The sequence below is a fragment of the Flavobacterium sp. UW10123 genome (assembly GCF_040538975.1).
Classification (GTDB): Bacteria; Bacteroidota; Bacteroidia; order Flavobacteriales; family Flavobacteriaceae; genus Flavobacterium.
The window spans coordinates 21,626-44,874 of sequence record NZ_JBEWQE010000019.1 but is presented as its reverse complement, the minus strand read 5'-3'; the positions used below and the strand labels follow the sequence as shown (position 1 = coordinate 44,874).

21 protein-coding genes are annotated in these 23,249 nt (G+C 31.3%); 9 read left to right on the top strand and 12 right to left on the bottom strand.

The window, feature by feature from the left end:
• Positions 1-10: 10 nt before the first annotated feature.
• From ABXT06_RS19665 to ABXT06_RS19635, 7 genes are all read right to left on the bottom strand, one after another.
• Positions 11-424 carry a DUF1348 family protein gene (locus tag ABXT06_RS19665; protein WP_354592268.1) on the bottom strand — a complete coding sequence of 138 codons (414 nt, stop codon included), beginning with the start codon at positions 422-424 and terminating at the stop codon, positions 11-13.
• Positions 424-951, bottom strand: a complete 528-nt coding sequence (locus ABXT06_RS19660) for a TetR/AcrR family transcriptional regulator (protein WP_354592267.1) — start codon at positions 949-951, stop codon at positions 424-426. The genes ABXT06_RS19665 and ABXT06_RS19660 overlap by 1 nt, the downstream gene beginning before the upstream one ends.
• Before the next feature lie 165 nt (positions 952-1,116).
• Positions 1,117-1,959: a DUF2911 domain-containing protein gene (locus ABXT06_RS19655; RefSeq protein ID WP_354592266.1), complete on the bottom strand. Its 843-nt coding sequence runs from the start codon at positions 1,957-1,959 to the stop codon at positions 1,117-1,119.
• A 69-nt stretch (positions 1,960-2,028) separates the two neighbouring features.
• Positions 2,029-2,691: an HAD family hydrolase gene (locus ABXT06_RS19650; RefSeq protein ID WP_354592265.1), complete on the bottom strand. Its 663-nt coding sequence runs from the start codon at positions 2,689-2,691 to the stop codon at positions 2,029-2,031.
• 186 nt (positions 2,692-2,877) lie between these two features.
• Positions 2,878-3,591: a tRNA threonylcarbamoyladenosine dehydratase gene (locus ABXT06_RS19645; RefSeq protein ID WP_354592264.1), complete on the bottom strand. Its 714-nt coding sequence runs from the start codon at positions 3,589-3,591 to the stop codon at positions 2,878-2,880.
• A 131-nt stretch (positions 3,592-3,722) separates the two neighbouring features.
• Entirely contained in the window at positions 3,723-4,370 is a 648-nt protein-coding gene (locus tag ABXT06_RS19640; RefSeq protein ID WP_354592263.1) for a TatD family hydrolase, read from the bottom strand.
• Entirely contained in the window at positions 4,370-4,969 is a 600-nt protein-coding gene (locus tag ABXT06_RS19635) for a DUF1684 domain-containing protein (RefSeq protein ID WP_354592262.1), read from the bottom strand. Before ABXT06_RS19635 ends, ABXT06_RS19640 begins: the two co-directional genes overlap by 1 nt.
• 99 nt (positions 4,970-5,068) lie before the next feature.
• Here ABXT06_RS19635 and ABXT06_RS19630 point away from each other — a divergent pair, with 99 nt between their 5' ends.
• The 8 genes from ABXT06_RS19630 (at position 5,069) to ABXT06_RS19595 (ending at position 13,347) form a co-directional block, all read left to right on the top strand.
• Entirely contained in the window at positions 5,069-6,286 is a 1,218-nt protein-coding gene (locus ABXT06_RS19630; protein WP_354592261.1) for an MDR family MFS transporter, read from the top strand.
• A gap of 165 nt (positions 6,287-6,451) precedes the next feature.
• A complete protein-coding gene (locus ABXT06_RS19625; RefSeq protein WP_066034576.1) occupies positions 6,452-6,820 on the top strand; it encodes a BlaI/MecI/CopY family transcriptional regulator in 369 nt (122 codons plus the stop codon).
• 8 nt (positions 6,821-6,828) lie between these two features.
• A complete protein-coding gene (locus tag ABXT06_RS19620) occupies positions 6,829-8,433 on the top strand; it encodes a M56 family metallopeptidase (protein WP_354592260.1) in 1,605 nt (534 codons plus the stop codon).
• A gap of 27 nt (positions 8,434-8,460) precedes the next feature.
• Positions 8,461-8,829, top strand: a complete 369-nt coding sequence (locus ABXT06_RS19615) for a BlaI/MecI/CopY family transcriptional regulator (protein WP_008468912.1) — start codon at positions 8,461-8,463, stop codon at positions 8,827-8,829.
• 10 nt (positions 8,830-8,839) lie between these two features.
• A complete protein-coding gene (locus ABXT06_RS19610) occupies positions 8,840-10,693 on the top strand; it encodes a M56 family metallopeptidase (protein ID WP_354592259.1) in 1,854 nt (617 codons plus the stop codon).
• 86 nt (positions 10,694-10,779) lie between these two features.
• Positions 10,780-12,213, top strand: a complete 1,434-nt coding sequence (locus tag ABXT06_RS19605; RefSeq protein ID WP_354592258.1) for a serine hydrolase — start codon at positions 10,780-10,782, stop codon at positions 12,211-12,213.
• An 82-nt stretch (positions 12,214-12,295) separates the two neighbouring features.
• Positions 12,296-12,439: an SsrA-binding protein gene (locus tag ABXT06_RS19600; protein ID WP_111368963.1), complete on the top strand. Its 144-nt coding sequence runs from the start codon at positions 12,296-12,298 to the stop codon at positions 12,437-12,439.
• A 62-nt stretch (positions 12,440-12,501) separates the two neighbouring features.
• On the top strand, positions 12,502-13,347 hold the full coding sequence (locus ABXT06_RS19595; RefSeq protein ID WP_354592257.1) for an EamA family transporter: 846 nt from the start codon (positions 12,502-12,504) through the stop codon (positions 13,345-13,347).
• A gap of 59 nt (positions 13,348-13,406) precedes the next feature.
• Here ABXT06_RS19595 and ABXT06_RS19590 read toward each other — a convergent pair whose 3' ends face one another.
• Complete coding sequence (locus ABXT06_RS19590; protein WP_354592256.1) at positions 13,407-13,961, bottom strand: fasciclin domain-containing protein; 555 nt, start codon at positions 13,959-13,961, stop codon at positions 13,407-13,409.
• A gap of 215 nt (positions 13,962-14,176) precedes the next feature.
• On the opposite strand from ABXT06_RS19590, the gene ABXT06_RS19585 reads away from it, so the two are divergent.
• Positions 14,177-14,704, top strand: coding sequence for an ExbD/TolR family protein (locus ABXT06_RS19585; protein ID WP_354592255.1), 528 nt, complete (start codon positions 14,177-14,179; stop codon positions 14,702-14,704).
• Between the two features lie 111 nt (positions 14,705-14,815).
• Here ABXT06_RS19585 and ABXT06_RS19580 read toward each other — a convergent pair whose 3' ends face one another.
• The 4 genes from ABXT06_RS19580 to ABXT06_RS19565 form a co-directional block, all read right to left on the bottom strand.
• The gene (locus ABXT06_RS19580) at positions 14,816-17,419 is read right to left on the bottom strand and encodes a DUF7619 domain-containing protein (protein ID WP_354592254.1); all 2,604 of its coding nucleotides are present in this window, start codon (positions 17,417-17,419) and stop codon (positions 14,816-14,818) included.
• 104 nt (positions 17,420-17,523) lie between these two features.
• Positions 17,524-19,839, bottom strand: a complete 2,316-nt coding sequence (locus ABXT06_RS19575) for a DUF7619 domain-containing protein (protein WP_354592253.1) — start codon at positions 19,837-19,839, stop codon at positions 17,524-17,526.
• Between the two features lie 122 nt (positions 19,840-19,961).
• A complete protein-coding gene (gene rpsA / locus ABXT06_RS19570; protein ID WP_012024823.1) occupies positions 19,962-21,737 on the bottom strand; it encodes a 30S ribosomal protein S1 in 1,776 nt (591 codons plus the stop codon).
• A gap of 213 nt (positions 21,738-21,950) precedes the next feature.
• The gene (locus tag ABXT06_RS19565; RefSeq protein WP_354592252.1) at positions 21,951-23,204 is read right to left on the bottom strand and encodes a TPR end-of-group domain-containing protein; all 1,254 of its coding nucleotides are present in this window, start codon (positions 23,202-23,204) and stop codon (positions 21,951-21,953) included.
• Between the last annotated feature and the right edge of the window lie 45 nt (positions 23,205-23,249).

Below are 23,249 nucleotides of genomic sequence, written 5' to 3'. Positions count from 1 at the left end.
AACTTTCTTTTTACTTAAATTTTCTGTCTTGTTCAGAAATCTGAAGATCATTTATACTTGCAAACCTTTTCTGCATTAAACCATTTGCATCAAATTCCCAGTTTTCATTTCCGTAGGCTCTAAACCAATTTCCATCAATATCTTGGTATTCATACTCAAATCGCACTGCAATTCTGTTTTCGGTATGAGCCCAATATTCTTTTTTCAATTTGTAGTTTCTTTCTTTTTTCCATTTTTCAGTCAAAAAAAGAATGATTTCATCACGACCGTTTACAAATTTATCCCTATTTCTCCATTCGCTATCTTTTGTGTAAGCTTTTGAAACTCTCTCGGGATCTTGACTATTCCATGCATCTTCTGCCAATTGGATTTTTTCCAATGCCGTTTCTAAAGAGAACGGAGGCAGCGGTAATTTCTGTTCCATTATTTTAAAATTAAAGTTTGAATTATCTTTTTTGATTGTTCTATTAACTGATTCGATTTAAACAACTGACTTTCGATTATACAGCTTTCAAATAATAAATAGATGTGGTCTGCTAACAAATCATCTTTTAAAATATCTTTAAAATAAACTCGCAAATCACTTTTATGACTTTGAATAACGTTGAGTATCTTAATATTATCAGACGGAATCTCTGAAAGTATATTTAGAAAACTACACCCTCTAAAATTTTCATTTTTATTCATGTAAATCAAAAAATCAAATGATGCAATAACCTTCAAGTTAGAATCTTCAACATTTGAAGTAAATTTCAATAATTCGTTAAACCAAAAAGAATGGCGTCGCTCAAGAAAAGCTACACACAAATCTTCTTTAGATTTAAAGTGCTGATAAAAACTGGCTTTAGCCACTTTTGCTTCTTCAATAATCTGATTTATTCCTGTGGCATTATAACCTTGACTATGAAATAAAGTAAAAGTCTTTTCTAAAATTCGTTCTTTAGGTTGCATCTTAAAATGTATTATTTTATGTATCGCTCTAAACTATAGCTAAACAGTTACAAATGTAATAAAATTTTAAACATACTGACAAGTCTGTCTATATATATTACAAAAAAAATTCCAAAACCCGAAAGTCTTGGAATTTAGAATTTTATATTTTGAAGATTTAAAAACTTATCTGCTCCACTCAGCTATACTGTCTTTGTTTAATTTTACGTAATCAGCGTTGTTTGCCGCTTCAGCAGATGCCAAAGAAGCTTTTGCAGTTTCGATTGCGCCTTTTTTATCACCTTGTTTTGCTTGGATTAAAGATTTTAATCTTGATACATAATATGGTTTATCTGAGCTCATATCTAGAGCCTTGTCAACATAATTTCTAGCAGTTTCTATATTTCCGTTTGATTGGAATAAATATTGAGAAGCTGCAAAATAATCATTCCAAGTTGGACCAGCCAATGCTTTATCTATACTTGCCACTGCAATTTTAGCAGTTGGAACTTCAAATTTTAAAGCTACATGAGAGTTTTCCCAAGCAATATCTAAATAACCAAAGTTTGGATCTAAACCATTAATACCGATTGTAAATGTCTCAACAGGAGTTGGCAATGCCTCTTCTTTTACTGTCGTTTTTAAAGCTACATAAGAATCGCTCCAATTTTCTGGCAACCCCCAGTTGTCTGTAGAAAGATAAAAAATGATGTCCCAGCTTTCGATTCTCGGAACTGTATAAATTGCATATTTTCCTTTCTTTAACGTTTTTCCGTCAATTATAACATCGTCGCTAAAATTAATAATTGTATTTTCGTTTGCACCGGTTCTCCATAATTTCCCAAACGGAACCAAATTTCCAAACACAGCTCTTCCTCTTGCTCCCGGTCTTGAATAGGTAACTTCAACATCGGTTAAACCAACAGTTTGTTTAATATATCCTTTTGGACTTGCTTGCGGTGTTTTTACTTGTGCTTCTGATGCTAACGGTCCTAAGATCAGGGCTAAAGCAATAAGTAGTTTCTTCATTATTTTAAGTTTTATTTTTATTCAAATTTACAAATTCAATTAGGGAACAAATGTTAAATTTTATATAATTCAGCCCTTTAAGTGTGATATTTTTTTAGCACTAAGGTCGTTAAAATGCTCTATAACTAAATCAGCTTCAGACAAATCTTGCAAATGAGAATGTTCGCTTTTGTAACCTACACAATAAATCCCTGCACCCTTTGCTGCTTTCACTCCATTTGTACTATCTTCAATAATAATGCATTCTTCTTTTGGCGCAATCGACAATGAAGCTGCGTGAATAAATATCGCTGGATTTGGTTTTGATTGCGGAAAATCTTCTCCGCTGACAATATGTGTAAAATACTGATGCAGATTAAATCTAGTGAAAACGCGATCAATAGTAACTTTTGATGCCGAAGAAGCCAAAATTAATTGTATTCCGTTGTTGTATAAATCTTTAATTAAATCTTCGACACCATTCAAAAGATATAAATCTTCTTTAGTATCAAAAGCATCATTGAAAATAGTTCTTTTTCTCTGAATCAAATCCTCAACTTCCTGTTCTACAGTTGGAAAATAGCTTTTTAAAGTCTGAAATGTATTTCGAGTAGAAAATCCTGTAAATGTGGTATACATTTCTTCAGGAACTTCAATATTCAATTCTGAAAATTGCAAATAATAGGCATAACGATGAACAGGCTCTGTGTCAACAATTACGCCATCCATGTCAAAAATTACTGTTTTAATCATTTTTTTAGGTGCTAAGGTTCTAAGAGGCAAAGGTTCTAAGGTTTCTCTCTTTTGTATTTAACTTTGTCAAAGTTTTTAGACTTTGACAAAGTTTGCTTTGAGTTTTATTTATTAAGGTTCAGAAACATAAGATTCAGTCTAGAAGCTAAAAACTTAGCACCTTAGAATCTTAGCATCTTAAGAACCTTATTTTTTAAGCAGATGTCTAATCACCGTTTCAGCAGCATGTAAACCAAATAATCCTGGCATATAGCTGTTTGTTCCGTAAAATGATTTTTTGAAGTTTTTACCATCTGTTAATTTTAAGCTTTTTTCATCTTGAATTTCAGAAGAGAAAACTACTTTCAGTTTATTAATTTTTACTTCTTTTAAACGCTTGCGAATTGTTTTAGAAAAATAGCAATTAATTGTTTTTGAAATATCCGCTACTTTTACTTTTGAAGCTAGCATTTTCCCGCCAGCACCCATACTGCTAATGATTTTTACCCTTTTGCGTTTTGCGGCAATAATCAGATTTAATTTTGGAGTAATACTGTCGATGCAGTCTAAAACATAATCAAATTCTGGAGAAACAATCTCAAAAGCACGTTCTGGAGAAAGAAATTCCTGAACACGAGTTAGATTTAATTCTGGATTAATATCCATTAAACGATCGCCTACAATTTTAATTTTCGGCTCGCCAACTGTTGAATGTAAAGCTGGTAATTGACGGTTAATATTGGTAATATCCACAACGTCTCCGTCTACAATTGTCATGTTTCCTACTCCTGCTCTTGCTAAAAATTCAGCTGCAAAAGATCCAACTCCTCCTAGTCCAACGACTAAAACATTAGATTTTTGTAAATTTTCTAATCCTTCTTTAGTAAACAAAAGCTCAGCTCTTTCTGTCCATTCTGCCATATATTCTTTATTTTATTTTTTTTGTTTCAAGTTTAATGTTTCAAGTTTTACACGTTTGGCGTCCTGAGCGAAGTCGAAAGGTGTTCCAATTGGTTTGGACTTCGACTTTACTTCGCCTGACAAATCATGTTTTACAATTCGAACACACTTCTATAATTACTCGAAATAATATCTTTTAAAACTTTTATATTTAATCCTTTATACTCAGAAGCCAATTTGTAAACTTCTTTAATTGATTCTTCAATAGTATCTGTTTCTAAGAAAAAACGATCATTTGGAACATTTTGAAAAACCAACTTCAAATCTGGATTTTTGAATAAATATTTTCCAAATGAAAGATAAAATCCAGCTGCTATTAATTGTTCAGCCAATTGATTATTCTTAGAAAAACCATGAATAATCATGGGAACATGTATCTTCATTTTTTTCTTAATCGCCATTACTTCCTGAAAAGCGGCCACGCAATGAATTACTACAGGTTTCTTATGTTCTTCTGCTAATTCTAATTGTTTTTCAAAAACTGAAACCTGCAAATCAAACGGGACTTCAATTCTTTTATCCAAACCGCATTCGCCTATTGCCAGACAATTTTTGGCCTGCAGTTTTTCTTCTATAATTTTCAAATCTTCATCAAGCCGATTTTCATCAATATACCACGGATGAATACCGATGGAATAAAACGGAATCGAAGCATCAAAATCTTTTGGATATTGATTAACCAATTCTAAAACATCTGATTCATTGGTAAATTGATGAGTATGAAGATTAAAATATTCCATTAATGAAAAGTCTTTACACCTGCTTTGATTTCAATTTTCAAATCATTTTCCTGAGGCACAAGCGGACAAGAATATTTATAGTTATAAGCGCAATACGGATTATAAGCTTGATTAAAGTCTACCGCAATTGTATTTCCTTTCGGAATTTCTAAATCAATATAACGTCCTCCAATGTAACTTTCTTTACCAGTTGTTAAATCAGAAAAAGGCAAGAACAAATGGTTTTTATATTTTTCCTGCACAATAAGATCTAGACTTTGATAAACTGCTAGCTGAAAAGCTTTTCCATTTATTTTAAAATGCAAAGTTCCATACTTAGTATATTTTGGAGTACGTGTTCCTGAGGTTTTCATTTCAAAAACTTTTCCGCCTTTGGCTTTTACCAAAGTTGCATTTACAAAATAAGTTTCAGAAATAGGAAAAAAATCTAAGCTTTTAAAAGTTTTTAGATCTTCAGTCATCAACGGACTTGTCTTAGGATCAGCATATTCGGAGTTGATTTTCTTTTGAAATTTTTGAACATCAGTTTTACTAAACTTTTTTTGTGCAAAACCAAAATTAAATACCAACAATAAAGCTAGGGCGTTTATAGTTTTCATCTTAGAAATTTTCTGCAAAAATAGTTCAAAAGTAACAAAACAACAACCACTTAACGAGACAAAGTTTCCTAACTTTGTTACGATAACCTATCACACAAAATGCTTAAAAACGCCTTAACCCACTACATTAACAACTTTCGAGGTTTTACTAGAGAAGTTTGGATTCTTGCCATTATTACTTTTATCAACCGCGCTGGGACAATGGTTCTTCCTTTTTTATCTAAATATTTAAAAGAAGATCTTCATTTTACTTACAATCAAGTTGGATGGATTATGGTCGCTTTTGGTTTTGGGTCAATGCTTGGTTCTTGGTTGGGAGGTAAACTATCAGATAAAATAGGATTCTACAAAATCATGATTTTTAGTTTATTTACGAGTGGAGTTTCGCTTTTCTTTGTACAATATATTACTACTTTCTGGACGCTTTGTGTTGCTATGTTCATTCTTATGACAATTGCAGATATGTTTCGCCCCGCCATGTTCGTATCTCTAGGAGCTTATGCCAAACCAGAAAATAGAACTCGTGCCCTAACATTGGTACGTCTTGCCGTAAATTTAGGTTTTGCCGCAGGGCCAGCACTTGGTGGTTTAATTATTATGGGGATGGGATACTCGGGTCTTTTTTGGGTTGATGGAGCTTCTTGCATTATTTCTATCTCAATTTTTGCTTTGTTAGTAAAAGAAAAGAAAAAAGCGACTCACGACGAGAAAACAGAAAGCGCTACAGATGTAAAGTCGGTTTTTCATGATAAGATTTTCTGGGTTTTCTTATTCGTAAGTTTTATAACGGCTATGATTTTCTTCCAGCTTTTCACCACTCTTCCTTTATATCATAATGAAAAATTTGGATTAAGCGAATTCCAAACAGGACTTTTAATGACTTTAAATGGTCTCTTAATCTTTTCTCTTGAAATGCCAACAGTTGGATTTTTAGAACGAAAAGCTTTTCCAAAAATCAGAATCATAATAGTGGGCTCATTTGTAATGGCTTCAAGCTTCTTTTTGTTGCTTATTAATTTCTGGGCCGGAATATTGGTTGTAAGTATGGTTTGTATTTCTATTGGAGAAGTGCTTACTTTTCCGTTTTCTAACGCATTCGCGTTAAGCCGTGCTCCACGTGGACAAGAAGGACGCTACATGGCACTTTATACCATGAGTTTTAGTCTTGCTCATATTATTAGTTCTAAACTCGGCTTCGAAATCATTACCCGATTTGGTTACCAAACCAACTGGCTTTTTATGGCCTGTAGTGGTGTTCTTGCAACAGGATGCTGCATCTGGATTAAAAATGCTTTGATCAACCAAAAAGCCTCATAACAATTCTTAACTTTTTAAAACCCTATAATTCAATTTATTACCATTAAATTTGAATAGCATTTCTGTGTCTATAATTGAAATCAAACTTAATTTTTAGTTAAATAACTATTTTTATAGTTGTGTAACTAAAAAAATAGTTGTACGTTTGAATTAAAATTAAAGAAGATGCAGAAGTTAACAAACAAAGAGGAAGAAATCATGATGATTTTATGGAAGCTAAAAAAAGCTTTTGTAAAAGAGATTCAAGCCGAAATCACAGAAGATCAGCCGCATTATAATACATTATCTACAATTGTGCGTAATCTGGAGGAAAAGGGCTATGTTGGACACAATGCCTTCGGAAATACACATCAATACTTTCCGATTGTACCAATTGAAGATTACAGAAAAGGATTTATGAAAACCGCAATCGATAATTACTTTAATAGTTCTTATAAAAGTATGGTTTCCTTTTTTGCTAAAGAAGAAAAAATTTCAGCAGATGAATTACGCGAAATTTTATCGATGATCGAAAATAAAAAAGAAGATAAATAATTCACATTATGGAAGCACTTTTCATCTATATTATCAAATCAAGCAGTTTAATGCTTTTGTTTTATTGCGCTTACTTTTTCTTATTGCGCAAAGAAACGTTCTTTAATAGCAATAGATGGTTCCTTTTGTCTGGATTAATTGTATCGGCAATTTTGCCTTTCTTGACTTACACAAAAGAAGTATGGATTGAAGCTACTCCCGATATCAACATCAATTTTCAAAACAATATACAAAACATTTCACAAGAAGAATCGGTAGACTTTAACTGGACATATTTGATTTTAAGCCTTTATTCCATTGGTTTTTTAATTTTCCTTATAAAATTAGCAATCGATTTTTATAGTCTAAATACAGTAATTAAAGGACAAAAGATCCAGCAACAAGCCGATTTTAAATTCATAGATATAAACGAAAATATTGCTCCTTTCTCCTATTTTGAATATATCGTATACAACTCATCACTGTATACAGCTTCAGAATTGGAAAGCATAATTGAGCACGAAAAAGTGCACAGCGATCAAAATCATACATTCGATGTATTGATTTCGAGAATATTCAGCATTATTTTCTGGTTCAATCCGATTGTTTGGCTTTATAAAAAAGCAATAACTCAAAACTTAGAATTTATTGCCGACAGCGAGGCCGCAAAAAAGCTTTTAGATAAAAAGGCATACCAATACACGCTTTTAAAAATAACAACACACGAAAATTGTGTTGCAATCACTAATCATTTTTATCAATCATTAATCAAAAAACGAATCGTTATGTTAAACAAAAATCAATCAAAAAAAAGTAATTCTTGGAAGTATTATGCTGTAATTCCAGCTCTTGTAGCGTTTGTTCTATTATTTCAAATTGAAGTAATTGCAAAAGAAAGACCACAAACTGTAAAATCAGTTTCGAATGAAATTGAATCTGTTGATGTTTACAAAATCCAAAAGTATACTACAGATTTAGAATTAAAAAGAATAAAAGTGCAATTAAAATCGTTGCATAATGTTGATTTTGAAGCTTCTAAAATCAAAAGAAACTCAGCAAACGAGTTAACTTCAATTGTAGTTGAAGTAGCTTATGAAAATCAAAAATCTCAATCTATCCAAACAGGCGGAAAAGTTGCCATAAAAGATTTTGGAGTAGTTGTTATTACAGGAAAAAATGGAGCCAAAAGAACTGGCATTAAAACAGATGACGAAAAAAATGCTGTGAACAAAAATGTAAGTGCAAATGAGAAAATGTCAAATGCAACAGAAACTAAAAATATAACTGCTAATACAGAAACCAATGTTAACACTAATTCTATTACTAGTACAAAAACTGACAGTGATACTAATGCAAATATTAGCACTACTGTAGTTATAAATAAAGATAATAATATTAAAGTTATTACAACTGGAGGTACAGCTGTTGCTGTTTCAAATGGCACAAAAACAAATGTAAAAATATCTAGTCCGCTTGTAATTGTCGACGGAGAAGAAATGCCTTCTGGTTTTGATTATAACAGCATTAAACCAACTGATATTGAATCTGTAAATGTTTTAAATGGAGTTAATGCGACTGGACAATATGGTGATAAAGCTTCAAACGGAGTAATCGAAATTATAACCAAGAAATAATACGTTTCTAATTTTTAAATAGAAAAAATGCAAAAGCTAACCAATAAAGAAGAAGAAATCATGCATATTTTATGGAAGTTGAAAAAGGCTTTTGTAAAAGAAATTCAAGCAGAGATTTTAGAAGATCAGCCGCATTACAACACTTTGTCTACCATTGTTCGTAATCTGGAAGAGAAAGGTTATGTTGCGCACAATGCTTTCGGAAATACGCACCAGTATTACCCAGCGGTAAGCATTGAAGATTATCGAAAAGGCTTTATGAGTACTGCAATAGATAATTATTTTAATAGTTCATATAAAAGCATGGTTTCTTTTTTTGCGAAAGAAGAGAAAATTTCAGCAGATGAACTACGTGAAATCTTAGATATGATCGAGAATCCAAAAGAAGGTAAATAATCAGAATACTATGGAAGCACTTTTCATTTTTATCTTAAAATCAAGCGGGTTATTAGCAATGTTTTATTTTGCTTACATTTTTTTACTGCGCAAAGAGACTTTTTTTAACAGCAGCCGATGGTTTTTAATTGCCGGATTAATTACTTCTGTTATACTGCCTTTTGTAGTGTACACCAAAGTAATTTGGGTTGAAGCACCGCCTGCGCTTGCTCCCGATCCAATTATAACAACTACGGAAAATGCTGTAAAAAACATTCCAATTTCAAGTCAAGATGCCATTGCTTACAAGCCTCAATACAAACCAACAACAGTTACGGTTGATGAGGAGGAAAATTTTGAAATCAATTGGAGTTTAGTTTTAACTATTGTTTACGGAATTGGCTTTTTAGCTTTTATGATCAAATTTGCTTTTGATTTTTACAGCTTAAATGCTGTTTTGAAAGGAAAGAAAATTGAACAGCAAGATGATTTCAAATTTATTGATGTCAACGAAAATATTGCTCCCTTCTCCTATTTTGGTTACATTGTATATAACTCATCACTATATACCGCCACAGAATTAGAGAATATTTTAGAGCATGAAAAAGTGCATAGCGACCAAAAGCACACTGTCGATGTTTTGATTTCGAGAATCTTCTGCATCCTATTTTGGTTTAACCCAATTGTATGGCTTTATAAAAAAGCCATTTTACAAAACCTCGAATTTATTGCCGACAGTGAAGCTTCTAAGAAAATTGCAGACAAGAAAGCATATCAGTACACACTTTTAAAAATCACAACGCATGAAACTTGCGTTGCAATCACCAATCATTTTTATCAATCATTAATCAAAAAACGAATTGTCATGTTAAACAAAAATCAATCAAACAAAAGAAATTACTGGAAATATTCGGCAGTAATTCCTGCTCTTGGTGCGTTTGTTCTATTATTTCAAATAAGGACTATTGCTCAAGAAAAGAAACAAAACGAAGCTTCTATTATCCAAAAAGATACTATAAAAGATATTGACGAAACCATCAAGATAACAAAAAACACAACTGACAAGGAATTAAATGAACTTCCAGGAAAATTAAAAAGCAGCCATAATCTCGATGTTGAAATTTCTGATGTAAAAAGAAATACCAAAGAAGAATTAACAGCGATTCAGATCAAAGTAAAATCAGATTCAGGTAAAAAACAAACAATCAAAATTGACGGTGACGAAGCTATAAAAGACTGTGAGTTAGCCATTGGAACTGATGAAACTGGAGCAAAATCTATCAACATTAATACGGATAGAAATTTTAAAATGCCCGTAATAATTAGAAACGAAAGAGTTATTGTTCGTAACGGAGATATCGTTCCTCCAACACCTCCAACTCCACCTTCATTTCCTTCAGGACCACTGCCTCCTGCTCCTGCAGTTGATATGTCAAAAATGCCAAAACTTCCAGTTGCTCCTAAAAACCCAAAAGATAAAGTTGCTATGGCTAAATTTGAAAAAGACATGGAAGCTTTTGAAAAACAAATGGAAGCATGGGAGCCTCAGATGGATGCATATGAGAAACAAATTGAAGCTATTATGTCTCAACGAGAAGCCATTTACGAAAAGGAAATAGCGAAGTACGAAATTGCTATGGAAAAATTCAGCGCAAACATGGAAAAATTTAACTATGACTTTAAATTTGACTTTGGTGATGATTCTAAGGATTACGAAAGTAACATGAAGCAATACGAGCAGGACATGAAACAGTATGAGCTTGATATGAAACAGCATGCGAAAGACATGAAGCAACATGCAAAAGACATGAAACAGCATGAGAAAGATATGAAGCAGCATGAAAAAGACATGAAAGAAATGGAGAAACAAAATAAAAAAGCATAGTTTTATTATTTTGAAATATAAGAAAACCAGTGTTCAGCACTGGTTTTTTCTATTTCACATCTTTATCAAAACCTAAAAACACACAAATGAAAAAGTATACTTTGATTTTACTTTTGTGCATTAGTTTTTCAATGAGGCCACAAAAAAGTACAGCTGAAAAAAATATTTTCATTGCAATGGACAAAGCAGCTTCTATCCTTTCTGAGAAATCAAAAGCAAATTCAATTTCGATAGGTATCGTCAAAAATGGAAAGACTTATACAAAACATTATGGAGAAATTGACAAAGGAAAAGAAAACATTGCCAATGATAATACTGTTTTTGAAGTTGCATCTATTACCAAATTGTTTACTGGTTTACTTGCCGCACAAGCGGTTTTAGAAGGAAAATTAAATCCAAACGACGATATTAGAAAATATATTACAGGTTCTTACCCAAACTTAGAATACAACGGAGTACCCATAACAATTAAAGATTTGGTTTCTTTCAGAACAGGATTCAATAAAGATCTTCCAGATAATTCTGAGTTGCGAAAAAATCGAAACGACAGTAGTTATTTGGCTTTCAAAAATATGGATGAATCTTATAGCCGTGAAAAATTCTTTGGAGAGCTAAAAACCATAAGACTAGATACTTTACCAGGAACTAAATTCATCTATAGTAACGGAAGTCTGAACCTTACAGCTCATATTTTAGAGAATGTCTACCAAAAAAGTTACGAAACACTTTTGAAAGAAAACATTTTCTCCAAATTAGGCATGAAATCAAGTGGTATAAATTTAGATCAAAACGTTGTCATAGCTCACGGTTATAATCTTAAAGGAGTTTTAATGCCAACTATTTCAGACAACCTTTGGGGAGCTGCAGGTAGATTAAAATCTACTTTAGGTGATTTGACTAAATTTATTGCTTATGAGTTAAATACAAAAAATAAAATTGTACAGGAATCCCAGCGAAATTTGCTAAACAGTCTCACAACATGGAATGGTTATTTTTGGGATTATATTCAAGTAGATGAAAATGGAAAAAACTGCTGGAAACATGGCGGAGCATTTGGAACTCAAAATATGCTGGTCATTTATCCAGAGCGTCAGTTAGGTATTTCTATTATTGTAAATATAAGCGATGAAAACACAGCCAATTCAATAGGAGAAGCTATTACAAGACTTTCAAACGAATTATTGAGTGAAAATAAAAAACAAACGGGTATTTATGGTTACAAAATCGTTAATGGCAATGTAGTTTTTGTTTATGAACACGATAAAAATTTAGATTCTGATTTAATAAAAAGTGTCTCAATTGCTGGTTCGTTTGACAAATGGAATCCAAATGACCAAAATTTTCAAATGATTAAGAAAAATAAAAATACATATGAATTGTCGGTTCCTAAATCTCAATTTGAAAAAGACAAAATACATCTTTTTAAATTCGTTATCAATAAAACGGGATGGATTGAAGCACCTAAAAAAGCTATAAATCGCGAAACCGATGGCGACGAAAACCTGATTCTCAGAATTTAAATACTTTCTTCATTTTACTGCCAAAAGACTTTGTTTCAACCACAAAGTCTTTTTTTTGTATCTTTGCCGAAACAAATCTACTATGTATAAATTATTAGCCAAACTAAATAAACTACTTTTGCCAAGCTTTACCAAACAAGGTCTGGATATTTCTAAAGCAAAGAAATGGCAAATGGCAATTATTGGTTATCGCGCCTATGTTACAAAAAAAGCATTAGGCAATTAATTTAGAATACATTTTATTTATCCGGCAGAAGCAAATCTTTTTATGATTCTGTCATACTTTTTATGAAAAACAGAGACATCAGCTTATCTCCTGTTCCAGCAGTATTATTAGCAATTATTAGTGTGCAATTCGGAGCCGCGATTGCAAAAACACTTTTCCCAACAATCGGAGCAGCAGGCACAGCATCTATGCGTATTGGGATTTCGGCAATAATTTTATTATTAGCTTATCGAACTAATTTAAAAACTATAACAGCAAAACAATGGAAACTTGTAATTCCTTATGGTTTATCATTGGGAGCTATGAATTTAATATATTATTTTGCGATAGAAAGAATTCCAATTGGCCTAGCTGTAACCTTAGAATTTGTTGGCCCGTTAATACTTGCAATAGCAGGTTCTAAACGTTTGGTTGATTATTGCTGGGTATTGCTTGCAGCAATCGGTATTTTGTTAATTGCTCCGTGGGCAAGTGACCGCTTAGATTTCGTCGGAATTATATGTGCTCTTTTAGCAGGAGCTTTCTGGAGTGCCTATATTGTCTTAGGAGGCAAAGTTTCTAAAATTATGAATGATGGAGATGCAGTAACTATAGGAATGCTATTTGCAGCCCTTTTGGTTTTGCCTTTTGGTTTCTTAGAAAGCGGCTTAAACAATCTTACGCCAAAACTTTTCGGAATGGGTATTGCTCTTGCTCTTTTATCGAGTGCAATACCGTTTACTTTAGAAATGAACGCTTTAGGAAAACTTCCTCCTCGAACTTTTAGTATTTTAATGAGTTTAGAGCCAGCCGCAGCTTCAATTTGTGCTTTTATTTTTCTTAAAGAGAGTTTAAACATTTATGAAATTCTGGCTGTAGTTTGTGTTGTAATTGCTTCTGCAGGAAGTACTTTGACCGCAAAAAAATAAGCTAAAAAAAGCCAAAATAAAATTCCAAATTCTAGTATAGAATTTGGAATTTATGTCATTTATTTTTTAGGAAGTAAAACCGCGTCTATAACGTGAATAACTCCATTTGACTGATTTACATCTGCAATAGTAACTTTTGCTTTATTTCCGCTCTCGTCACTAATATACAAGTCTTTACCTTTCATCCAAGCTGTTAATGTTCCGCCATTTACCGCTTTTATAGCTGCTTTTCCTTTACCCTCTTTTATTGCTTTTGCAATATCCGAAGCATTCCATTTTCCGGAAACAACATGATAAGTCAGAATGTTTTGAAGCATTTTTTTATTCTCTGGTTTTAGTAATGTTTCAACGGTTCCTTTTGGCAATTTATTAAAAGCTTCATTTGTTGGAGCAAAAACCGTAAAAGGGCCTTTTCCTTTTAAAGTTTCTACTAAGTCAGCCGCTTTTACAGCCGCTACCAAAGTTGTGTGGTCTTTTGAATTGACAGCGTTTTCAATAATATTTTTGTTTGGATACATTGCGGCTCCACCAACCATTACTGATTTTTGTGCATTTGATGTAAATGCAAATCCTAAAGCTAAAACTGCAAGGGCTAAAAATTTTCTAGTTTTCATGTTTAAATGATTTTAAGTTATAAGCTCATTTACGGTGATAAACATATTTTGGTTTTCATCTAAAATTAATCTTATATCAAAAAAAGCTGATTTCCTCTTAAAATCATCAGTAAAACTAGCCGTTAAAAGATTATTATATTTTTTCTAAATTTTTTAAAAACATCTAACTTTTGCTTTATTTTTATTATTAAATTTAAAATCAAAACTCGCTAATTATGAAAAATTTGCCTCAGAAAGTCAGAAGCAGAAAGTTAAGTTCAAAAGTAGATTTAACCGCAATGGTCAGTGTTTCTTTTTTACTGATTATATTTTTTATGGTTGTTGGTGAATTGTCAAAACCCAAAGAAATGAAATATGATACTGGACGAAATAGGGGTTGTTGCGACTGTCCAGCCCGTCACGATGGTGAAAATAGATCGATAACAGTTATACTAGGCGAAAACAACAAACTAATTTATTACATTGGAGGTATTTCAAGTCCAATTAAAAAGCCTAAAAGTGTTACATATGGTAAAAATGGAATTCGAAAAGAACTTACTGCTAGAATCGAATCTTTAAAAAGTTATGCTCCTAATTCTAATAAACTAAAACGAGATCTAGTAGTCATTATAAAACCTTCCAAAAAATCAAATTATGGTAATTTGGTAGATATTTTGGATGAAATGAAAATAACTGGAATAACATCTTATTTTATTGTTCCAGAATTTACTCCAGAAGAATCAAAACTGCTAGCTTCAAATTAATAATAAATATCGTTTCCAAAAAGATTTTCGACTCCACTTGAACTGACATGAAGAAGTAATTTGAAACTAAACCATTATAAGAAAAGCCCCATGTTTCCATGGGGCTTTCGTTTAATTCTTGATAAATTTCACACTCGAGCTTCCTTTATCTGATTTTACTTTTATAAAATAATTACCTGCTCTTAGCTTAGAAATATCAATATTTGAAGTTGTTTTCGCATTCGGAATTGCAATTACCAATTGACCTAAAATATCATAAATTTCAAATGATTGAATTTCGATATTCTGATTCTGCGAAATATTTAAAAACTGATTTGCCGGATTTGGATATAAACTTAAATATCTAGAGAAATTAAAATCCTCGGTCCCTAAAGTGCTTTTAAAAGTTGAAATCGCTGTATTAGTCAAAATTGGGAAATTATAATCAAAATAAATATTAGCTTCATTACTAAACGAATCTCCAACCATTAATGTTGGCTTTGTTTTTATTTTGAAAGCAATATAACCATCATTAGTTGCATCATCAAAAGGAAGATTAATTCCTTCAAAAATGAATTCTACTTTATTGCCTTCTGAAATTTTAGTTACAAAAGAATGGCTCGAGCTTGTCGGAACTAATGTAGAAATATCAAATTTTGATAAATCAATCATATCTTTTACAACGATATTTTGTGCCATGTAAGTTCCTGTGTTTTCAAAACGAATCATGTAATGCACATACTCCCCTATTAATTTTGAAGTAATCACCGACCCTTCTAGACATGTTTTATCATTTGGATCGTAAGAACCTACAACTGTCTGACTTAAAACAAATGTATTATCTAAAGGAGTTTCATCATTGTCTTGCGATGAAATAACGGTAGTAAATTTTAGAATATCCCCATTATTTACTGCAGGTGTGCTTGTTGGTGAATTTACTTTTACTGTTAGAATAATTTCTTTAGATTCATAAGGTCTCAGATTTCCAAAATTCCATAATAAATTATTCGTTGCTTGCGAAGATGCAGCCTGACTTGCTGAAATTAAATCTAAAACAGAATCATCAAAAGTTAGGTTTACTGTTCCAGATTGCACTACATTTCCTTTATTCTTGTAAATAAGTTTGTAAGACGCGTTAAATCCTGGTCTGGCCGGATCGATTGGTAAAACAGCTACTTCTAAGTCGGAATGTATACCATTTGGTGTAATACAAAAATTTTGATTCAACGGACTTGCCTGTGATGGAAAGTCAACATTTATAACTGATGGTGTAATCGAAAAATAAGTAGGATTTTCTAAAACAGGTGTTATAGAATGCGTTCCTGCTGGCAAGGCAATAGAATAACTATTTCCATTGGCTATGTAACTTGAAGTATCAATTCCATTAGATATATTAAGCTTTAAATTTGGTAAACTTAAATCTTGACTATCACAACCGTTATTATCTACATCTATTTTATTATCCCCTGAAACAATAAAATATTGCCCTGCTGGATTAAATGAGCAATAGGCATTTACACTACAGTTGGTATACCCATAATTATTTAAAAGACTTTGAACTTGCGACAATTGGCTTTCATCTGCACAAACATATAACAAATTTGGATTTTCAGAGAAATTTAAATTTTTAGCTTCGTTACTGCCATTTCTTATATACAAGAAATTAAGTCCATTGTTTGAGCAATTAAGCTCTTCTAATTTACCTAAATCACTTACATCTAACATTTTCAATTGGTTATAGGAACACTCCAATTTTGTTAAACTTACTAATTGCGTTAAATCTAAAGCTGTAAGCTTGTTATTTATACATCTAAAGCCTTTAAGCTTTGGCAATCCATTTAAATTTAAATATTGCAATTGATTACTACTGCAATTTACATACTCGAGTTTTTGTAAACCATTCAAATTTAATGATGAAATAGCATTTCCATCACAATAAAGCTCAATTAGATTGGCTGAACCGCTTACATTAAGGCTCATTATTTGATTAGAAAAACACTGCAAATACCCCAGATTAGTTAATCCGTTAAGATCTAATTGTAACAGTTTATTATAAGTGCATGATAATGAAAAAAGTTTTGTTAAGCCATTCACTTTTAGCGATGTCAATAGATTAGCACCACATTCTAAAGATTCTAAATTTGTAAAACTTCTGACGTCTAATTCAGCCAATTGATTTCCTCCACAATACAACTTTTTAAGTGCAGTTAAACCTTGTAGGTTTAAGGTAGTCAATTTATTATTTGAAGCCGCAATTTCGGTCAGATTAACTGCCCCATTTAGACTTAATGTTCCTAATTTTGGATTTCCTGTACATTGAAGATATTTCAAATTCGTTAATCCATCAGCCATTATTGTGGTTAGCTCGGGTAAATTTTCAATTAGTAAATATTCTTTGCTTTGAATATTTGAATATCCTAGATAGACCAATTTCTTTAAGACATTAAAATCGATATCATTCATAATTGGATTATCACTACAGTTTAAAAATTGAAGATTGGTAAAATTTTCTAATCCTTGTAATGAAATGATATTAGAGTTGCTAATATCCAAATAAGTTGCGCTTAATGCCTCACTGATTTCGATTTCAGAATTGGAGTTCGTATTTACAGGAGATGACAGTAATTTCATTTTAAGATTAAAATCCTGAAAAGAAACAAATTGCGCATTTGCACCATTAAAAAAGCAAAAAGTCAAAACAAAAAAGTAGAGTTTTTTCATATGTGGTATTTTCATACAAAAATAACTTTTTAAGATAATAACACAACTTTATTTGTTAAAATTTTGTAAATTAAAAACTATTGAAACATAAAAGTCCCACTTTCTGTGGGACATTCTGTTTAATTCTTAATAAATTTCATACTTGAGCTTCCTTTATCTGATTTTGCTTTTATAAAGTAATTACCTGTTCTAAGCTTAGAAATATCAATATTCGAAGTTGTTTTCGCATTCGGAATTGCAATTACCAATTGACCTAAAATATCATAAATTTCAAATGATTGAATTTCGATATTCTGATTCTGCGAAATATTTAAAAAGTGATTTGTCGGATTTGGATATAATTTAAGATACTTTGAAAATTCAAAATCCTGAATTCCTAATGTTTTAAATGTAGAAGTCGCTTTATTGGTTAAAATAGGAAAATTATAATCAAAGTAAATATTTGCTTCGTTTGTAAATGAATCTCCCAAAACAAGTGTTGGTTTGGTTTTGATTTTAAAAGCTATATAACCGTCATTATTTGCATCGTCAAAAGGAAGATTGATGTTTTCGAATATAAATTCTACTTTGTTACCTTCTGAAATTTTAGTTATAAATGAATGGCTTGAACTTGTCGGAACTAAAGTAGAAATATCAAATTTTGATAAATCAATCATATCTTTAACCACAATGTTTTGTGCTGAATATGTTCCTGTATTTTCAAAACGAATCATGTAATGCACGTACTCACCTATTAAACTTGATGTAACAATAGAACCTTCTAAACAAGTTTTGTCGTTTGGATCGTACGAACCAACAACTGTTTGATTTAAAGTAAAAGTGTTGTCTAATGGTGTTTCGTCGTTACTATCAGATTCTACTTTCACTGTATAGGATATTATATCACCTATATTAACAGGAGGTGTTTCTGTTGGCCTATTGACTTTTAAAGAAACAATTATTTGCCTGCTTTCAAATGGTTGCAAATTATTAAAATTCCATACTATTTTATTTAATGCTTTACTTGTGAAAAAAACATCTGAAGAAACATATTCTAATTTACTATCATCAAAATTCAAATTAACTGAACCTTCTTCAATAGTATTTCCTTTGTTCTTGAATATAATTTTATACTTAGCATCAAAACCAGGTCTAGCATCTTGTATTGGCAACATAACAATTTCTATATCCGAATGATTGCCATTTGATGAAATACAAAAATCCTGAATAAAAGGATTATTATCAATCGGAAAATTAACATTCATATTATTTGGAGAAACTATAAAAAAAGAGGGATTTTCTAAAATAACGGGCTTTATTGTATGATTTCCAGCTTGAGCATAAATACTATAATTCCCTGAATTATCAGCTATAAAATCTTCACTAATATTTCCATTAGATATATTAATCTTTAGGTAAGGAAAAATAGGATCTTGTATGTCACAGCCGTTATTGTTTATATCCCATTTTTGATTACCTTTTACAGTATACAAAATCCCTCCAGGCTTAAAACTACAATATGAACCGATTAAGCACTTTCCTGACAGATATGACATATTTCTATCAATATTATATTGAAGACTCTTTATTTGACTTTCGTCAGCACAAATATATTTCAACTCACTATTAAAATTATTATTTCCAAAACTCACATTTTCGTCAACTCCATTCTTAACAAATAAAGAAGTCAATTCATAATTATTCGAAACTATTATACTTTTAGCACTATACATTTCTGAAGCATCCAATGTTGTTAATTTGTTTCCTTTGCAAGTTAAATATTCAAGCTTCCCAATTCCCGTCATTTTTAATTCAGAAATATTTCCTGACGTGCAATCTAAATTTATTAAATTAGGTAGATTATCTAATACTAAAGTACTAGTTGTTGAAGTGTCACCAAATCCAAGTCCCACACATTCAACAAGTTTTAAAAGAGGCAGGTCTTTTATAAGTAAATTTTTAATAGCATTTTGTGAGCAATACAAATTAGTAAGAGATTTTAAACCTGTTAAATCCAGATTTTTTAGTCCATTGGTACTACATTTTAAATAGGATAAATCATTAAGGCCTGATATATTTAAAGTCTTTAGCATGTTAGAACTGCAATCTAAATATTTAAGTTTTTTTAAATTAGATGCATCTAGATTAGTAATCTTATTTCCTTGAATTTTTAAAGCTACAAGATTTGTGAAATTTTCGATACCAGTAACATCGGTAATGAAGTGATTTTCATCCGCTATTTCATATACTTTCAAGGCTTCAGAGATATCAATCTCATTGTCACCATTACTGTCGACTGATAAATAGGAACCATTAATATCTCTAGTATAATTTCCCGACAACAAATCAGATTTAAATTGAGCATTTGGAAAATTAATTACCTGCGCACTCAATCCATTAAAAAAACATAACGCAATAATTAAAAAGTAAAGTTTTTTCATAAGTGGTATTTTCATACAAAAATAGCTTTTTGAAATAATAACACAACTTTATTTGTTAAAACTTCTTAAAACAAAAAGTATCAAACAAAAAAAGTCCCACATTACTGTGGGACTTTCTATTTATAAAAAACTAAAAATTATTTTTTCTCAGTTTTTTCCATTTTAGCTTTTAAAGCAGCTAATACATCATTGTTATCACCTAAAGTCGCAGCTGGTGCGTTTGTAGATGCAGATGCAGTAGTTTCAGCAGCAGCTTTCACATTTTTCTCTTCTTCTTCTCTGAAGATAGCAGTATGAGAAGCAACAACTCTTTTGAATTCTTTATTGAATTCAATTACTTTGAAATCAGCTGTATCACCTTTTTTCAATTTCTTTCCGTCTTCTTTTTCAAGGTGACGAGTAGGAATGAAAGCAACGATATCATCTCCGAATTCTACAGTAGCTCCTTTGTCAACGATTTCAGAAATCTCACCGTTGTGGATAGTTCCTACAGCGAAAGAATCTTCGTATTGATCCCAAGGATTAGCAGTAGTTTGTTTGTGACCTAAAGATAATTTACGTCCTTCAACATCTAATTCTAATACAACAACATCAAGTTTTTCACCAACGTTTACAAACTCAGATGGGTGTTTAATTTTCTTAGTCCAAGATAAGTCAGAGATGTAGATTAATCCATCAATTCCTTCTTCTAATTCTACGAAAATACCAAAGTTTGTAAAGTTTCTAACGATACCTGTATGTTTAGAACCTACTGGGTATTTAGAAGTAATGTCAGTCCATGGATCTTGAGTCAATTGTTTGATACCTAATGACATCTTACGATCTTCTCTGTCTAGAGTTAAGATAACTGCTTCAACAACATCTCCAACTTTCACGAAGTCCTGAGCAGAACGTAAGTGAGTTGACCATGACATTTCAGAAACGTGGATTAAACCTTCAACACCTTCAGCAACTTCGATAAATGCACCGTAATCAGCGATTACAACTACTTTACCTTTTACTTTATCTCCAACAGTTAAGTTAGCATCTAAAGCATCCCATGGGTGAGCGTTTAATTGTTTCAATCCTAATTGAATTCTTGTTTTCTCATCATCGAAATCAAGGATTACAACGTTTAATTTTTGGTCTAATTCAAGAACTTCACTTGGGTGGTTGATTCTGCTCCAAGAAAGGTCAGTAATGTGAATTAATCCGTCAACACCACCTAAGTCAATGAACACACCATAAGAAGTAATGTTTTTAACAACACCTTCTAATACTTGTCCTTTTTGTAATTGACCGATGATTTCTTTTTTCTGTACTTCAATATCAGCCTCGATAAGAGCTTTATGAGATACAACAACGTTTTTGAATTCGTGGTTGATTTTTACCACTTTGAATTCCATCATTTTGTTTACATATACATCGTAGTCTCTAATTGGCTTAACGTCAATTTGAGATCCAGGTAAGAACGCTTCGATTCCGAATACGTCAACAATCATACCTCCTTTAGTTCTACATTTAACAAAACCGTTAACGATTTCTCCAGTTTCATTAGCTGCAATAACTCTATCCCAAGATTTGATAGTACGTGCTTTTCTGTGAGATAATACTAATTGACCTGTTTTATCCTCACGGATGTCGATTAATACTTCTACTTTGTCACCTACTTTTAAGTTTGGGTTGTAACGAAATTCGTTTAAAGAAATAACACCTTCAGATTTAGCATTGATATCAACTATAACGTCTCTATCTGTAATTCTAACTACAACTCCTTCAACTACTTCTTCTTGATCTGTAGCGATGAAAGTTTTTGATACTAGTTCTTCAAACTCTTGTAAGTTTTTTTCATCTACTGCATCGATTCCTTCTTGGAAGTTGTGCCAGTTAAAATTTGCTAAAAACTCTTCTTGTGATTTTGTTTGTTCAGACATGCTGATAAAAAAATTTGTATTCTGTTTTTCTCGAGTTTCTCTATGCGATAGAAAATACAGAAGTTGTTTTACATAAATGGTTGATACCTAAAGGAAACTCTTCTCTGCCAAAAGGTTTGCAAAATTACTACAAATATTTGTACTTACAAAATAAATTCAAATGATTATCAAGCAATTATTTATATGTTTTAAAAAGAAGTTATGTATTGTCAGTTACCTAAATAAAGAATTCTCTAAATCAAGTTCAAACAATTTTGGATTTTCGAATTTATTTTCATCCAGTTGAAAATGTTTATCATAAAATTTCCAAGGAGAATTAGCAAAAAAAAACATTTTATTGTGAACTAATACTGCTAAAGCAGGCTCGTTAAATTCTTGCCTATTATTATCTAAGACTTTAAAATCAATTATTTTAGTTTGCTGTTCATTCAGTTTATATTCCATAATTCTAATAGGCACGACTCCATTCTCAATTGCAATTAGTGAGTTTTTATAAAACACCAATCCATCGATTCCTTTTTTAGAAATTTCTTTTGGAAAATCTAACCAATATCCGACTTTAGTTTTTAATTCAACAACCAAAATTCCTTTTAAATAATCTGCAATAAACAATTTTGACTCATCATCATTAAAAGCAATTCCCTGTAAATTAAAGGCTTCTTTTTTTAAATTTTTCCATTGAACTAAGTTATCATTTTCAATTTTATATATAATCGGTTCAGCACTATCAGAAATATAAACATCATCATTTTTAGCCACCAAAATATCGCCAAAAACATGATTCCCTTCAATCGCATACTGTTTAATTAGTTTTTTTGAAGCAATTTCTATTTTTAAAATTTCGCTTTTCCCTTCCATTTCTTTAGCAAAACCTTTCATTTCTGGAATTGCCGAACATGCCACATAGAGATATTTTTGACTAGCATCTGCTTTTAAAGCAAAAACAGAATACGAAGCATCTATAAACCAGTCTGAACATTTACCATTAATATCAAAAGAAACGATCTTTTTATTCCGAACACTGGATGACAGCCAAAGTTTTTCTTTTTCTAAATAAAACAATCCTTCAGGATGTAGATCTTTTTCTAAAAGTTGAAGTTTTTCAACAGAGTTTTTAATTATTTTAGATTGAGAAGCAATCAATTGTAATAATTCATTATAACTTTTATCCTTTTTAATTGATTCAAAATCTGGATCATCGTTAAAAGCGATTGTGTTATTTGCCAGAATCACATTCTTCAAAACTGCTATAGCTTCTACATTTTTATTATTTAAAGAATACGCAGCCGCAAGATTATAAGAAAAAGCAGGATGCATCGGGCGAATACTATCTAATTGTTTAGCCAACTTCAAAAACAAAACATAATCTTTGCTTTTATAAGCCTCTACGCTTTTATCATATAAAACTTTGGTTTGAGCAAAACTAAAAGTCCCGATCAAAAACAAAACTACTATCTTTAGTTTCATATCTATTAAAGTATTAAAAATCAACACTAAGTTATTCTTTTTATT

Coding starts and splice junctions, on each gene's coding strand:
- ABXT06_RS19665 (WP_354592268.1), bottom strand. CDS start 424: ATGGAACAGAAATTACCGCTGCCTCCGTTCTCTTTAGAAACGGCATTG.
- ABXT06_RS19660 (WP_354592267.1), bottom strand. CDS start 951: ATGCAACCTAAAGAACGAATTTTAGAAAAGACTTTTACTTTATTTCAT.
- ABXT06_RS19655 (WP_354592266.1), bottom strand. CDS start 1,959: ATGAAGAAACTACTTATTGCTTTAGCCCTGATCTTAGGACCGTTAGCA.
- ABXT06_RS19650 (WP_354592265.1), bottom strand. CDS start 2,691: ATGATTAAAACAGTAATTTTTGACATGGATGGCGTAATTGTTGACACA.
- ABXT06_RS19645 (WP_354592264.1), bottom strand. CDS start 3,591: ATGGCAGAATGGACAGAAAGAGCTGAGCTTTTGTTTACTAAAGAAGGA.
- ABXT06_RS19640 (WP_354592263.1), bottom strand. CDS start 4,370: ATGGAATATTTTAATCTTCATACTCATCAATTTACCAATGAATCAGAT.
- ABXT06_RS19635 (WP_354592262.1), bottom strand. CDS start 4,969: ATGAAAACTATAAACGCCCTAGCTTTATTGTTGGTATTTAATTTTGGT.
- ABXT06_RS19630 (WP_354592261.1), top strand. CDS start 5,069: ATGCTTAAAAACGCCTTAACCCACTACATTAACAACTTTCGAGGTTTT.
- ABXT06_RS19625 (WP_066034576.1), top strand. CDS start 6,452: ATGCAGAAGTTAACAAACAAAGAGGAAGAAATCATGATGATTTTATGG.
- ABXT06_RS19620 (WP_354592260.1), top strand. CDS start 6,829: ATGGAAGCACTTTTCATCTATATTATCAAATCAAGCAGTTTAATGCTT.
- ABXT06_RS19615 (WP_008468912.1), top strand. CDS start 8,461: ATGCAAAAGCTAACCAATAAAGAAGAAGAAATCATGCATATTTTATGG.
- ABXT06_RS19610 (WP_354592259.1), top strand. CDS start 8,840: ATGGAAGCACTTTTCATTTTTATCTTAAAATCAAGCGGGTTATTAGCA.
- ABXT06_RS19605 (WP_354592258.1), top strand. CDS start 10,780: ATGAAAAAGTATACTTTGATTTTACTTTTGTGCATTAGTTTTTCAATG.
- ABXT06_RS19600 (WP_111368963.1), top strand. CDS start 12,296: ATGTATAAATTATTAGCCAAACTAAATAAACTACTTTTGCCAAGCTTT.
- ABXT06_RS19595 (WP_354592257.1), top strand. CDS start 12,502: ATGAAAAACAGAGACATCAGCTTATCTCCTGTTCCAGCAGTATTATTA.
- ABXT06_RS19590 (WP_354592256.1), bottom strand. CDS start 13,961: ATGAAAACTAGAAAATTTTTAGCCCTTGCAGTTTTAGCTTTAGGATTT.
- ABXT06_RS19585 (WP_354592255.1), top strand. CDS start 14,177: ATGAAAAATTTGCCTCAGAAAGTCAGAAGCAGAAAGTTAAGTTCAAAA.
- ABXT06_RS19580 (WP_354592254.1), bottom strand. CDS start 17,419: ATGAAAATACCACATATGAAAAAACTCTACTTTTTTGTTTTGACTTTT.
- ABXT06_RS19575 (WP_354592253.1), bottom strand. CDS start 19,839: ATGAAAATACCACTTATGAAAAAACTTTACTTTTTAATTATTGCGTTA.
- rpsA (WP_012024823.1), bottom strand. CDS start 21,737: ATGTCTGAACAAACAAAATCACAAGAAGAGTTTTTAGCAAATTTTAAC.
- ABXT06_RS19565 (WP_354592252.1), bottom strand. CDS start 23,204: ATGAAACTAAAGATAGTAGTTTTGTTTTTGATCGGGACTTTTAGTTTT.